13 protein-coding genes and 1 pseudogene are annotated in these 12,211 nt (G+C 41.8%); 7 read left to right on the top strand and 7 right to left on the bottom strand.

The genetic code is table 11. The features are described 5' to 3' along the window. Positions 1-143 precede the first annotated feature (143 nt). Together CPY98_RS11440 and CPY98_RS11435 are read left to right on the top strand one after the other, a co-directional pair. Positions 144-422: a DUF1471 domain-containing protein gene (locus tag CPY98_RS11440; RefSeq protein WP_025796977.1), complete on the top strand. Its 279-nt coding sequence runs from the start codon at positions 144-146 to the stop codon at positions 420-422. A 394-nt stretch (positions 423-816) separates the two neighbouring features. Next, the gene (locus CPY98_RS11435) at positions 817-1,464 is read left to right on the top strand and encodes an acyl-homoserine-lactone synthase (protein ID WP_043493511.1); all 648 of its coding nucleotides are present in this window, start codon (positions 817-819) and stop codon (positions 1,462-1,464) included. Here the strand turns inward: CPY98_RS11435 and CPY98_RS11430 are convergent. Further along, on the bottom strand, positions 1,445-2,185 hold the full coding sequence (locus CPY98_RS11430; protein WP_025796973.1) for a LuxR family transcriptional regulator: 741 nt from the start codon (positions 2,183-2,185) through the stop codon (positions 1,445-1,447). The genes CPY98_RS11435 and CPY98_RS11430 overlap by 20 nt on opposite strands. Positions 2,186-2,852: 667 nt before the next feature. On the opposite strand from CPY98_RS11430, the gene CPY98_RS11425 reads away from it, so the two are divergent. Beyond that, the gene (locus CPY98_RS11425) at positions 2,853-3,194 is read left to right on the top strand and encodes a hypothetical protein (RefSeq protein ID WP_046359885.1); all 342 of its coding nucleotides are present in this window, start codon (positions 2,853-2,855) and stop codon (positions 3,192-3,194) included. A 93-nt stretch (positions 3,195-3,287) separates the two neighbouring features. Here CPY98_RS11425 and CPY98_RS11420 read toward each other — a convergent pair whose 3' ends face one another. After that, the gene (locus tag CPY98_RS11420; protein ID WP_096387734.1) at positions 3,288-4,226 is read right to left on the bottom strand and encodes a DMT family transporter; all 939 of its coding nucleotides are present in this window, start codon (positions 4,224-4,226) and stop codon (positions 3,288-3,290) included. 105 nt (positions 4,227-4,331) lie between these two features. On the opposite strand from CPY98_RS11420, the gene CPY98_RS11415 reads away from it, so the two are divergent. Next, positions 4,332-5,246: a LysR family transcriptional regulator gene (locus CPY98_RS11415; protein WP_096387732.1), complete on the top strand. Its 915-nt coding sequence runs from the start codon at positions 4,332-4,334 to the stop codon at positions 5,244-5,246. Positions 5,247-5,284: 38 nt separating this feature from the next. On the opposite strand, the gene CPY98_RS20855 is transcribed toward CPY98_RS11415, so the two are convergent. The 3 genes and pseudogenes from CPY98_RS20855 to CPY98_RS11405 form a co-directional block, all read right to left on the bottom strand. Then, on the bottom strand, positions 5,285-5,515 hold the full coding sequence (locus CPY98_RS20855; protein WP_147602434.1) for a hypothetical protein: 231 nt from the start codon (positions 5,513-5,515) through the stop codon (positions 5,285-5,287). A gap of 267 nt (positions 5,516-5,782) precedes the next feature. Further along, positions 5,783-5,917: pseudogene (locus tag CPY98_RS11410) on the bottom strand (SDR family oxidoreductase); the annotation flags it as partial. 617 nt (positions 5,918-6,534) lie between these two features. Beyond that, positions 6,535-6,978 (bottom strand): N-acetyltransferase, encoded by a 444-nt coding sequence (locus tag CPY98_RS11405; RefSeq protein ID WP_043493499.1) that lies wholly within the window; start codon positions 6,976-6,978, stop codon positions 6,535-6,537. A 322-nt stretch (positions 6,979-7,300) separates the two neighbouring features. Here CPY98_RS11405 and CPY98_RS11400 point away from each other — a divergent pair, with 322 nt between their 5' ends. Further along, positions 7,301-8,752 carry a methyl-accepting chemotaxis protein gene (locus tag CPY98_RS11400; protein ID WP_096388755.1) on the top strand — a complete coding sequence of 484 codons (1,452 nt, stop codon included), beginning with the start codon at positions 7,301-7,303 and terminating at the stop codon, positions 8,750-8,752. Positions 8,753-8,767: 15 nt separating this feature from the next. Here CPY98_RS11400 and CPY98_RS11395 read toward each other — a convergent pair whose 3' ends face one another. Both CPY98_RS11395 and CPY98_RS11390 read right to left on the bottom strand, forming a co-directional pair. Beyond that, positions 8,768-9,715: a LysR substrate-binding domain-containing protein gene (locus CPY98_RS11395; RefSeq protein WP_096387730.1), complete on the bottom strand. Its 948-nt coding sequence runs from the start codon at positions 9,713-9,715 to the stop codon at positions 8,768-8,770. A 287-nt stretch (positions 9,716-10,002) separates the two neighbouring features. Next, positions 10,003-10,347 (bottom strand): multidrug efflux SMR transporter, encoded by a 345-nt coding sequence (locus CPY98_RS11390; RefSeq protein WP_096387728.1) that lies wholly within the window; start codon positions 10,345-10,347, stop codon positions 10,003-10,005. An 834-nt stretch (positions 10,348-11,181) separates the two neighbouring features. Between CPY98_RS11390 and CPY98_RS11380 the strand changes: the two genes are divergently transcribed. Both CPY98_RS11380 and CPY98_RS11375 read left to right on the top strand, forming a co-directional pair. Then, positions 11,182-11,598, top strand: a complete 417-nt coding sequence (locus tag CPY98_RS11380) for a hypothetical protein (protein ID WP_096387726.1) — start codon at positions 11,182-11,184, stop codon at positions 11,596-11,598. A gap of 30 nt (positions 11,599-11,628) precedes the next feature. Next, positions 11,629-12,000: a helix-turn-helix domain-containing protein gene (locus CPY98_RS11375; protein ID WP_096387724.1), complete on the top strand. Its 372-nt coding sequence runs from the start codon at positions 11,629-11,631 to the stop codon at positions 11,998-12,000. Positions 12,001-12,211: the final 211 nt, after the last annotated feature.

The raw sequence follows: 12,211 nt of genomic DNA, 5'->3' as shown, positions 1-12,211 counted from the left end.
AACACAATGCCTTGATATTGGCTCAATTGGGCAGCACTCCACCGTGCATTAAAACATACATAATGTGAATAATTTGATGTAGATCATTCATATTTGTTGATGGTATGTTACTGTAAGGATTCATAATGAGCATGGAGTGTTATATGAAAAAAGTTATTTTAGCTACTGCCCTTGCTTTCTCAATGACGGCATTCAGTGCCGCTGCGGCAGATTTGATTTCTAAGGATGAAGCCCATCATTTCAAATATGAGTATATTGGAAATGTGTCTGTAGGCGCGACTAACGGTGAAGTGGGTTCTCCTTCCGACCTACATAAACGGTTATCAAAACTGGCTGATGAAAAGGGTGGGAAATACTACGTGATTATTGCAGCCCGTGAGCATGGCCCAAACTTTGAAGCGGTAGCTGAAGTTTTTAAATAAATAAAATGAATAAAAGGCTACTTTATAGTAGCCTTTTTACATAACGGCCCTCGCGATTACGAGCAAGCCTGCTGAAATCATGTCTGGTAATCAATTTATTACACTCGGATTTTCTACACATTAGCTCATTTTATTTTTTTAACAGCGAAGATGAGTGCGTTTTTACGTTCAACAACATGTTTGAATAATCCTAAAGTCATACCGAATATCCCTCCATGAACGCCTATATCTGCTCAGGTTACCTGCGTGCGCTGAAAATGAGTTGCGGCTTTGATCCCAGACTTTTATAACCTATCTTCAAATATTCTTAAAAAAAACTGTACAATAGCAGGACGCGAAAAACACCAGCCATAGATAATATGGATAGTAACTAAAATGTAATCAAGGTGATGGAATGCTTGAGCTATTTGATGTCAGTTACGAAGAACTGAATGGGGTCCGTTCTGATGAACTCTATCGACTGAGAAAAAAAACGTTCAGTGACCGGTTGGGATGGGATGTTGTCTGCAACAAAGACATGGAGTTTGACGAGTTTGATAATCCTAATACACGTTACATCCTAGGTTTATATGAGGGACAGCTGGTCTGCAGCGTGCGCTTTGTTCCATTGGATGAGCCTAATATGATTACTCACACGTTTCAGGCTTGTTTTTCGGATGTGCCTTTGCCTGCCGGTGAAACAGAATCAAGCCGATTTTTTGTTGATAAATCACGCGCGAGGGATTTGTTAGGCGAGCGATATCCGCTAAGCCAAGTACTATTTTTAGCGATGATAAATTATGCTAGGCACTATGGTTGCAACGGTATTTACACTATCGTCAGCCGAGCAATGCTGACAATATTGAAACGTTCAGGTTGGCAAATTAAACCGCTTAAGGAAGCATATCTGAGTGAGGATGAGCGAATTTATCTGGTTTATCTCCCGACAGACTCTGTCAGCCAGAATAAAATGGCAGCCAAAATAACCGCTTCAGTCGGTGGTATTCAGTCCCAGATGGTTAATTGGCCAATGTCGATAGCCGTTACGCCTGCATTGGTGTAATAAGATCAAGTTCAACGCCCAACCTTATTGCTTGTCGGGCGTTGCTTACTCCAAGCTTGCTCACGACGTTGCCCATATGAAACTTAACGGTGCGCACTGAAATACCCACGATGGTGGCAATTTCGGCATAGGTTTTCCCCATACTTGCCCAATAAAGCACTTCATTTTCACGCAGGGTGAAAATCGGTTTGTCCGAATCAATCTCGCTGTCTTCATTGCCAAAAGATATCGACTGAACGAGATGATACATTTGCTCATTAATTTCAATGAGGTGCATCTGAATATTGCCACGCTCAGCGGCCAGCTTTTTCTCTAAATTTTCCTTCATATTGCTATCAATGATTAAAGATAAAAGCGCTAGATTATTCAAATGATCGTGCAGTACGAAGGTGAAGCCATTGGCAATATTGTATTGTTTTGATAACGAAAAAATCTTTGAAATCTTGAGGTCTGACATCAATGTGATGTTTTCGTCCCACGCGAAGGGCGAGGTACGTTTGAAGCCGGTTAAGATGACCGGATCGATATGCTGCAAATTGTTAGTACGGTAGAGGTTAACCCACTCATCGGGGTAGCTTGAAATGATAAGCAGTTTTGAAGGGTTTTTTTTATTGATGACCGTGTAGGCGTACTCTGGACTGCCTAAATGCGATAGTTTTCTATCGATATAATCTCGGAGCGTTTCCGTTAGTATCGGATTTTCATTGAAAACAGAAAACATTTGGGCTCCTAGACGTTCAATTTCCCATGTCTGAGTGACAACATGCACTTAAGTACAGGGCGCAAAGTACTTAAGTACAACTTACAGAACTTAGCCAATGACTTATAATGCCCCGGTAAGCTGAAGGTAAAAAAAACCTGACCACGAGAGTCAGGTAGCTAATTCAGCCAACACCAGGGAAAAATCTCTGGGCAGTGGATTTGCAAAGCCAATACTGTCCAGAGAGTCTCTACTTTAGCACCACTTAAATTTCGTTTCAAACACTCCCCATTCTGTTTCTCATTAGTGCTCAAAAAACCACCTTATTTCAATACAAAGAAAATGAATTATATTGCTGCCAATTTGCGATATTCTTTTGTTTTTTGGTCAAATAAGCGACAGGTTGTAACATTATTTTATGCTGAAAATACTTAATAATACTTTTAACACATAGGTGTTTTAGTAAGGATCGACTCAGGGGCGCCATTTAATATTCCATCTGTTCGTTTCTTTCTCGATGTGGCGTAGGATGACTGGTAATGATTGCGGTGATACACCCTTCAGGAAATGCAAGGTGGCCGCCTTTACTGAGGCTATACCGGTATAGTGTGATATTGGGAGCATGTTGATGGTGTTGATAGAAAATGCCAGCAAGTTCTAACATCAGGAATTATCAGAGGAATATGCAATGTTTCTAACCAGTTTTATCTTTGACAAAAAACAATATGATGAAGATTTTTATAAGTTGGATAAAAAAATTGAAGATTTCTCAAAAGGCATTGCTGGATTTATTGGAATGGAGTCATTTACTGATGCTCAGAGTGGTCGTCTAATAAACAATTACTACTGGGATAATCGGGAAGGACTCGAATTACTTATGAGCAACGTTGAGCATTTACGTGCCAAAGAGCAAAGCAGCAAGTGGATTTCTGGCTTTCAGGTCGTTATTGCTAAAATCGAGGGTGCCCACAATGTAAATTTGGACCACCCATTATCACAACATCCAATGCCTTATCGTGGAGCTAAATGAGTGAGCCAATTTGTCCGTATCTGATCTGATATGCGTATCTGCAGTAGCTAAGCACGCAGATACGCTCGATGTACCGGATACAGGGGGGCATTGTTAGTTCTCTATTTCATCCCTTCCTCTGTCACTTTCTTTTATTGTCATTTTTAGACTGCCTGAATGAGAACATAACGCGATACCCGACACAATGAATAGGGCGCTTACCCCATGGTATGCATGGAGTTGTGCATGCAAAAACAAAATACTAAATACACCGCCGCTGAGCGGAATGATGTGGGAGAATATTTCTCCACGCGTCGCCCCAATAGCTGCAATACCCTTATTCCAAAGAAGATATGAGAGCCAAGAGGGGAATATGATCAGATATGCGAGACCCATTAAAAATCCAGGCTGAACATAGGGGGTTATGTTCGGAACTCCGTTTTCAATAATGGTTAGCGCTAATATAGGAAGCAATACCACGGCACCTAATGCAGCGCTCACCGCCACAAAGGCATTCCCTTTAACTTCTTTCGGTTTTGTACGTAAAAATGCGCAGTATACCGCCCAACTAACGGCTGACCCCATGGTCCAAAGGTCGCCTCTATTAAGTTGGCTAAATAGATTCGCATGGGCGATATCTCCTTGCAGGATTAACCACACTACTCCCAAAGAACTGAGTATGACTCCGCTGATATTTCGTGATGATATTCTCTCTTTAAAGATAAAGTGATTAATCAATAGCACCATTGCTGGCGTTGTTGATAAGTATATAGCGGCATTAAGTGATGACGTGTATTGCAGGCCAATATAAAGCGTTAATGGGAATAAAACCTGACCACAAAGGGCAAGAAATGCGATAACGCCGGCTGATTTCTTCATGACAGACCATTGTTCTCGAATTTGTCGAAAATATATTGCCACTAGTATGAGAGCAGTAAAAATCCAGCGAGCGGCAGAAAGAATAATAGGATTTGCGGTAGCGACTAATACATGGCCTACCACATAGTTTCCACCCCAAAAGCATGCTGCAAGGCTAAGTAGGAGATAGGGCATAAATGCTCCAGTAAAAGTATTGGCTTATTTGTTAGATCAAGATTACTGCCAATAAATGCCAGGATGCTAATATAAAGTTTTCATCCTTGGGTATAGGTTAAAACTATGAACTTTACATTGAGGCAACTTGAATTTTACATTGCATTAGCTGAAACTTTGCAAATATCAAAAGCGGCTAACCGTTGTCATATTTCGCAGTCCTCAATGACAGTAGCTATGCGTAATCTCGAGGAGGCGCTGAACAGCCAACTGTTTATCCGTCACCCGAAAGGGGTTCAGCTAACCCAAGCAGGAGAGCGATTTCTCATCCACGCGCACAAAATTGTGATGAATAGCCACGTGGCATTGGAGGATCTACAAAACCAGCCGGAAACAGCGAGTGGTACAGTACGCATTGGCATTGCTGAAACGCTTTCGGCCTATTTATTGCCTAATATTCTTAGTGATATAAAAAACCGTTTTCCGCTGATGGAAATTATATTTGAAGAAGCGGCTTCTCCAGTTCTTGTTAGTGCATTACGCCAAAAGCAGTTCGATTTCTGTTTATTGCTGACTTCTAATATCAATCATGACGCTGATTTGCGGATCGAGACGTTTATACGTTCTCAGAGAAAACTATGGACACCCATTGGTCACCCGTTGCTAAGCCAGCCGATGCTGACTCTTTCTGATGTGGAAAAATATCCATTTCTGCTATTAGTGACCGACGAATATGCCGAAGTATTTCAAGATTATTGGCATAGTCGGGGATGTATTCCGGATGTTCATTTTCGAACTAACTCTTTCGAAGCTATTCGCAGCCTCGTCGCCCAAGGCAAAGGCGTGACTATTTTATCGGATCTGGTTTATCGGCCTTGGTCTTTAGATGGTCTTCGGGTTGTACGCCGAACTATTGATGACTGCATTACCTATATGGATGTTGGTGTTGTGAATACTAAGGCTGCTGTCCTGTCACCAGACAGCAAGCGATTAGTTGATTTTCTACGCCAAAGGATCACGCGGATTAGTGATGGACAATGAAGACGTGTTGGATAGTGAGTACTCGTTCTTAATGGACGCTAGTATCCTGCTGCTTTATTCGCCGCTTTAATTCTTGAGTCCATAGTAGAGCGGTTATGATCATCTTTTGCCTGCATAATGCCACCGGCGGCGCTGATCCAGTCGCTGGCAGTACAACCTGATAAGATAAAAATAGCGGAAAGAAGCGTTGTTTTCAGCATGGTGAGTCCCAACAAATATTGAAAAATTAGAGTAGTTGTAAAAATCCTGCTGATGATATCACTGGTCATATAAATGTATTGCTCAGATAGGATGTTTTTAATATTTGTTTGGGAGTTGTTTAAATTATTGTACTGATATTAATTTTATTAAAATTAAAATCATGCTAGCTATTAACGAGCGATTTATACAAGTAAAGGGGGTAACTTGCTATGAGCTCGCGAGTGACACGATATCGGTTAGAATAAGAATGCTGGCCTCAAAGAAGAAAGCCAGCGTTATAGTAGTAAGACAAAATGTTCGCAGCCTGTTATGTTTTAACCTGCGTTGCGACCTGCCATGACTCCGTTTACTTCGTCTTTCGGTATGAATCCCTCATAGATTGGTGTTTGCACAACCGCAGGTGATACTGCATTAACGCGGATGCCATTTGCACCAAGCTCAATGGCGATATTTTTAGTTAAGGCATGTAGCTGCGGGCAAGGGATACAATCTCTTTGGTGCGTAAAACTATCATGATCGCCATTGAACAGAAAACTAGCATGGTCGAAAGCTGATATATCTCCCAGTAGAACTAAAAAATTTGCTGGCTAATTGGCATTTTCCACCCATATTACTCTGTATAGTCTAACTCCGTTCCTGAACTGGAGATGCGATGAGGCTACTCAGAGAGATAATGCGCAGTAGATTAGTGGGGTTTATTGTCGGGCTGCTTGCAACAATTGCGTTTGGGTCGAGTTATATTGAAACGGAAGAAGAGGCTGAGAAAATTACACGTGATTAATCGTTATTCTAGTTAGAAGGCCACCAAACGGTGGCCTTTATCATTTATGTATTCAAACATGCTGCTAATACATGCTCGGAACAATGGAATGACCACAGGTGCTGTCCGCATTAGCGTCTGGGTTTTGACAAGTTTGTTCGCTATTTTGATCGTCAGTGGCTTTCTGATGATGATATCCACCAGAGCACCCAGCAAGCATCAGAATAAATAAAACAGATAAAGTCTTGCGCATAAGAACCTCAATTCTTAGTCAGTTATTGTTTATCCTGAAAGTCTAGTGCATGACAGCGTTTTGTGTAGCATCCGTTAACCGAGCATTTTGTTGTAAACAAAGAACTGAGTATCTCTAACGTAACCTTCTTTTTCATATAAGGCCTGAGCTTTAACGTTATCAGTTGCCGTGCTGAGCATGATGAAGGCGGAATCTGTCTCTTTAGCCAACTGATCGGCGCGAGCAATCAGTTGTTGTGCAACTCCAGCTTTTCTGGCTTCAGGTGCAACAAATAGGTCATAAAGCAGCCAAATACGCTTCATTTCTAATGAGCAAAACAGCGGATACAGCTGTGTGAATCCAACAGGGACGCCGTCTTTTTCAACAAAATAAATGACGGATTCATGATTGGTGATCCTGTCAGTCAGGAATTTCTCTGCTTTTTCAGCAGATTCAGGGACTTGATAAAATGCACGATAGCCTAAGTAAAGCGGAAGGATTTTCTTAACGTCTTGAAGTTGAGCTGTAAATAATTTCATTGTGTTATCACCTCTATATGTGTGATGAATAGCATAGCGCTAATAAGCAATTTACGAGAGTGATAGTCAGTATGGATGATTTCGCTAAATTTTAGAGAGGATTTTGATGTAAATATAACTGAACATTTATTTTGTATGCCGCCTAGAAAAAAGAAGTGCGTAAAGGTTCGTCTCTCCAATAAAAAATCACTCTTACCTGTTAATTCTACAGATTAAATACACATTAAATTTTCCACAACTTGTCCATAAAACATCTACGCTTGATGAGATAGCAATGCTTAAAACGTTAGCGATTCTTATAACAGACAGTATGGATGATAAAATGGTGACAGCGACAATCTTACAGAGTAAAGGTGAATCGTCAGAGACGGTTTCACTCGAACAGATCTACCGGCGTGCTGATTGGCTGATGTTGCTATTAGTCTGGGTATTATTTGCTATTGCAGTTAGCGTGGGTTGGTATTACGAGCATATATCTACTGCGTTAGTTGCGGGGGCAATATTGGCACTCAGTTCTTCGCTGATAAAGATGCTGTTTCCAGGGAAATTAATTACCCGATTATTTTATGCTTTTACGCTATTAGGCTTTGCTGCTTTATTGATCCAATTAGGTGAGGGTGAGACTGAATTTCATTTCTCTGTTTTTGTTCTACTTTCAGCGTTATTAGCCTACCGAGATTATCGGCCTTTGCTCATGGGGGCGATCACTGCCGCTGTTCATCATCTGTTGTTTAATTATTTACAGGAAAACGGTCTTTATGGGATCGTCTGCTTCATGCATCCTGGATTTCATATGGTTGTTTTCCACGCGGTATTTGTGGTGGCGCAAACGGCTATATTGATTTACATGGCGGTGCATATGGCGCGGGATGCCCGCTCGGCCAGTGAAGTTGCGCAGTTGGCATCGCATATTAATCGAGAAGCAGGCTGTCTGACGTTGGATCGTGAGCAGCGCCCAAGCCATTCGGCTTTCGCTCGCACTTTTAGCGCTACGTTGAAAACGATGCGCAATACGCTTGGTCAGGTAAGCCACGGGATCGCGATGGTGCAAGGTGATGCAGAAAGTATTCTGCGGCAGAATTCTGCATTATCGCAGCGGACAGATGAGCAAGCATCCGCGCTTGCGGTAGTCGCGAGTGCGATGGCGCAGCTGACCTCTGTCTCTACATATACCAGTGAAAAAGCGTTGCTGGCCCAAGAACTCTCGCTACAAGCTTCGAATGTTGCGGCCCGCGGCGACGAAAATATTTCTGCCACAATCCAGACGATGGCGCAGATTAGGGAGGAATCTGTCCGCATCAGTAATATTCTAGAAATTATTGATGGTATTGCTTTCCAAACTAACATTCTTTCACTGAATGCCTCCGTTGAGGCCGCACGTGCTGGTGTGCATGGCAAAGGATTTTCGGTGGTAGCGACCGAGGTTAGAATGCTGGCCCAGCGCTGTGAAAATGCGGCTAAAGAAATACGCCAATTAATCGCGGTATCCGTGAGCTGTACTCAAACGGGATCGCGGCAGGTGAGCGCCGCTGGGGTAACGATGCAGGAGGTCATGAGTTCGATTACACAATTGTCACAGCTGGTCGATGAACTATCGGAAATGAGCGTTCAACAACGGGTCAGCATCGCACAAATGCATGACAGTATTGCTAAAATTGATAGTAGCGTGCAGGAAAATGTAAGTCATGTGGCTGAGACGGTAAGGGTAGCTCAACAACAGGGGCATCAGGCCGACGCACTCAAGCGGGCGATCTCGGTATTTCGTTTGGCGTAACACTCGGAGGCTTTCCTAGGCACCGTTAGGTACAGTAGTCACGCCTTGCCGGAGCTGCATAATGATAGCCAAGAGCTGAGAGAAACCCGGTGAATCAGCAACATGCTTGTTATACAGAACGTAAAACATGACCGGTTCGATCTGAATATCGATATCGATCTGACGGATATGAAGATGGTGGTCTTCTGTTAACAAAGAGGTAGGCACAAGCCCAATGGACTCTGTATTTTTGATAATACTTAAAATAGCCATAACGGAATCACTGGAGAAGATAAAATTCCGCTCTTTAAACAGTCTCGAAAGCTCAACTTGGCGCCGCATAATGTAAGGAATCGCCGAGTTTAAGCCACAAAAACGCTCGGTATACAGCTGCGTTATATCGACTTTACCTTGGAGGCGAGGGTGCTCCGTGCTGCATACTAACGTGAGTGTTTCGCGAGAAAACTCGGTAGAAATCACAGAGTGGCTGGCGGTAGGGTGAAGGTCAAAAATAAGATCGGCTTGGCGATTAATCAGTAGTTCGTCAACGTTGGTGCTCTCCATCAACGTATGATGCACGATCTCAACATTAGGGGATTGATGCTGTAGCAGGTTAATCAGTTTTGGCAGGTAGAACGTCGCCATAAATTGCGACGCATAAATAATAAACTTTTTCTTTTTGAGTGGATCAACTCGACTATTCAGAGAGAAATCAACTAAACGCATGATCTCAGCTAATTGCTCATGGATTTTCAAACACACAAGGGTCGGTTGCAAAACGTTCCCCTGTCGAATGAAGAGTATATCTTCATAGTGATAACGTATTTTTTGTAATGATTGACTGACTGCAGAAGGCGATATATTCAAGGTCTTAGCTGCCAGGCTCACGCTCTTGCAGCTAAAAATAGCTTCAAAAACAGTGAGTAAATTTAAATCTATGCTGCGCACTCGCCTGAGGATTTGTTTTTCATTGATATTATTCATTTCTTATCTCTGAACGCTCGATTCGGTGTGGAGCACATGATGCAGAAACTCACTCTGAGTCTGTGTTTTTATATATGCTTAATTTTAAAACTATAAACTAAAACTTAGTAGATTCAATAATTTTAAGATAAAAACAAAAGTGAATAAATAACTGAAAAGAAAATCTGAGAGGAAGATTGTGATAAAATGTAAGGGTGTATCTTTATGTAGTGGCTATTGTAATTAAAAGAACATGCTATTGACAACCAGCCGCAAACAAATCTGTCAGCTGGTTGTAAAAAGAAATATTAGTGTGATACGGAATGAGAAAATATATTAATAATAAGCACGCCGGCAATAATAAACCCTAGCCCAATCATCGCAGGAACATCGAGGGTTTGTTTAAACAAGACATAATTAACGCCCGAAATGAGTGCGATGCCCAAACAGCTCCATATTGCATAAGCAATTCCAACGGGCATGGTTCGTGTTGCAATTGATAGCATATAAAACGCAACGGCATACAGAAGGGCCATGACAATCGTGAGTGCGGGACGGGTAAATTCTTTAGTGTGCGGAAGAATAGATGTTGCTATGACTTCGCAAATAATAGCGAAAGCTAACGCACCATAGGTGATCAACGCGGGAGACATTATAAATCCTTACAAATTAAAGGGGCTAAGCGCATGGCTACTGCCTGTTGCCTCCATTATACGATAAGGATCAGCGGCTGAAAAAGGATTCAATATGATGAAATAAAAAGGCGGGGAGTCTATTTACTTCATTGAAGTCGAATATGAATGCGGTCCATACAGCAAGTAAAATGACGACGAGCCCTGTCATTGTATTGATCAAAAATCGCATAAATTTCCCTGCTACGATATTGTTGAAATGCACCTTACATATCTTAGCAAGACAAGTTCAACCTATCTTCAACAATCACCATTTTTCGCAGAATGTTATTGCTATTTTTCCAGCAAAAACGTTATTCATCGTTAGGCGGCGAGATAGGAAAACTCAGGTATTTTTGGGGTCAAACGATCATCAAATAGACGAAATTTTGTGTCGTTTACGATTGAAACTATAATGACAATGCGGACAGTGCATCATTATGCTGTCTTCAATCTTGAACTCATCAAAGCGGCCTTTGTGATTGCATTCCTGACAAATAACAAACGCCTGTTTACTTTTAAATATATCGAGAACCTTAGTCATTAAGGCCATACATACCACCTTTTATAGTAGCGTGTAGCATACCATATCTGCCTTTTTAGCTCTTGGTGTTTTGTTCCATAGGTTGCTTATTTTTTAGAGTAAGTTCGTGCTCTGCAGGGGAAAAATACGCGCCACTCAGCACGAAATGCACCAGATGAAAAATACAGGCAATTACAATACGCCTCATCAGAAATTGAATTCGTATAAAAAGAATAAATCTGAACGCAATGTGAACATGTCTACCCTGAAATTTTGACATTAAGGAAAAAGACATGAGTATGATAAATGACCAATTATATGATCTAAACGCGATGCCACTGATTCACGTTAGCGCTGAATTTATGCGTTTTTCCGGAATAGATTGGGTGAAACAAACCGAGCAGTTATTGGCAAAAAACTGTGCGTTTATACTGATTTATCCTGAGCTGCATTTCCCACCAGAAAATAGAGAAACAAAACCGGTGGAAAATGAAGAGGCGCGAGAAGCGAGAACGGTTATTGCCAAATGGCTGAGAAAACATCGAGACGATTTTTCGGCATGCTGCAAAGCTATTATACTCTGTTCATCAAACAAAGGATGCGCAGATAATCTTAGGCAGGGATTAGAGCGGATGTATGGCGTACCGGTCATAGAGTCAACAACAGAACAGGCAACTCTGCTTGCTAAAGAAATTATGAGTATCAGCTAGAAGCTGAGCACTTACAGATAGAGGTTATAAATGTCAGAGGTGATTGTCAGCGAGCTGATTCAGTGGATAGAAGGACAGCTTCAGCTGAGTGAGGCCATTAAAGTTGATGCCATCGCAGCGAAAAGCGGCTATTCAAAGTGGTATCTACAGCGCGAGTTCAAGCAGAAAAAAGGACTCTCTATTGCTGAATATGTCCGGAAACGTCGTTTACACGAAGCCGCAACGTTATTGTGCGCCAGTGAACTGCCAATTATTGATATCGCGCTTAGGTATGGCTTTAGCTCTCAGCAGACATTTAGCCGTGTGTTCAGGGCTCATTTCGAAACATCTCCCGCCAAGTTTCGCGATAAAAGACAATATCCTAACCTCGATGAGGTAATGGAAATGAACAAAAGAGATTAGCGAGAGTCACCATTATGAACGGCACCTCAAAAGTTGGACTCCCAACTGAGTAAGGTGCTTTTTTTGCGTTCATTAAGTTGGCATAGGCATACTGCTAATAATAATGATGCCAAGGGTATCTCTTTCCTTTATGTTAATAACAAAATACGCCTAGTTTATTGAAAAATAAGTGAACAATTCTCGGTTAAAGAAAAAACGTTTCTAACCGATA

This window comes from Hafnia sp. CBA7124 (genome assembly GCF_002355555.1).
Lineage (GTDB): Bacteria > Pseudomonadota > Gammaproteobacteria > Enterobacterales > Enterobacteriaceae > Hafnia > Hafnia alvei.
The sequence above is the reverse complement of the archived record's forward strand: the minus strand, read 5'-3'. Positions and strand labels throughout refer to the sequence as shown.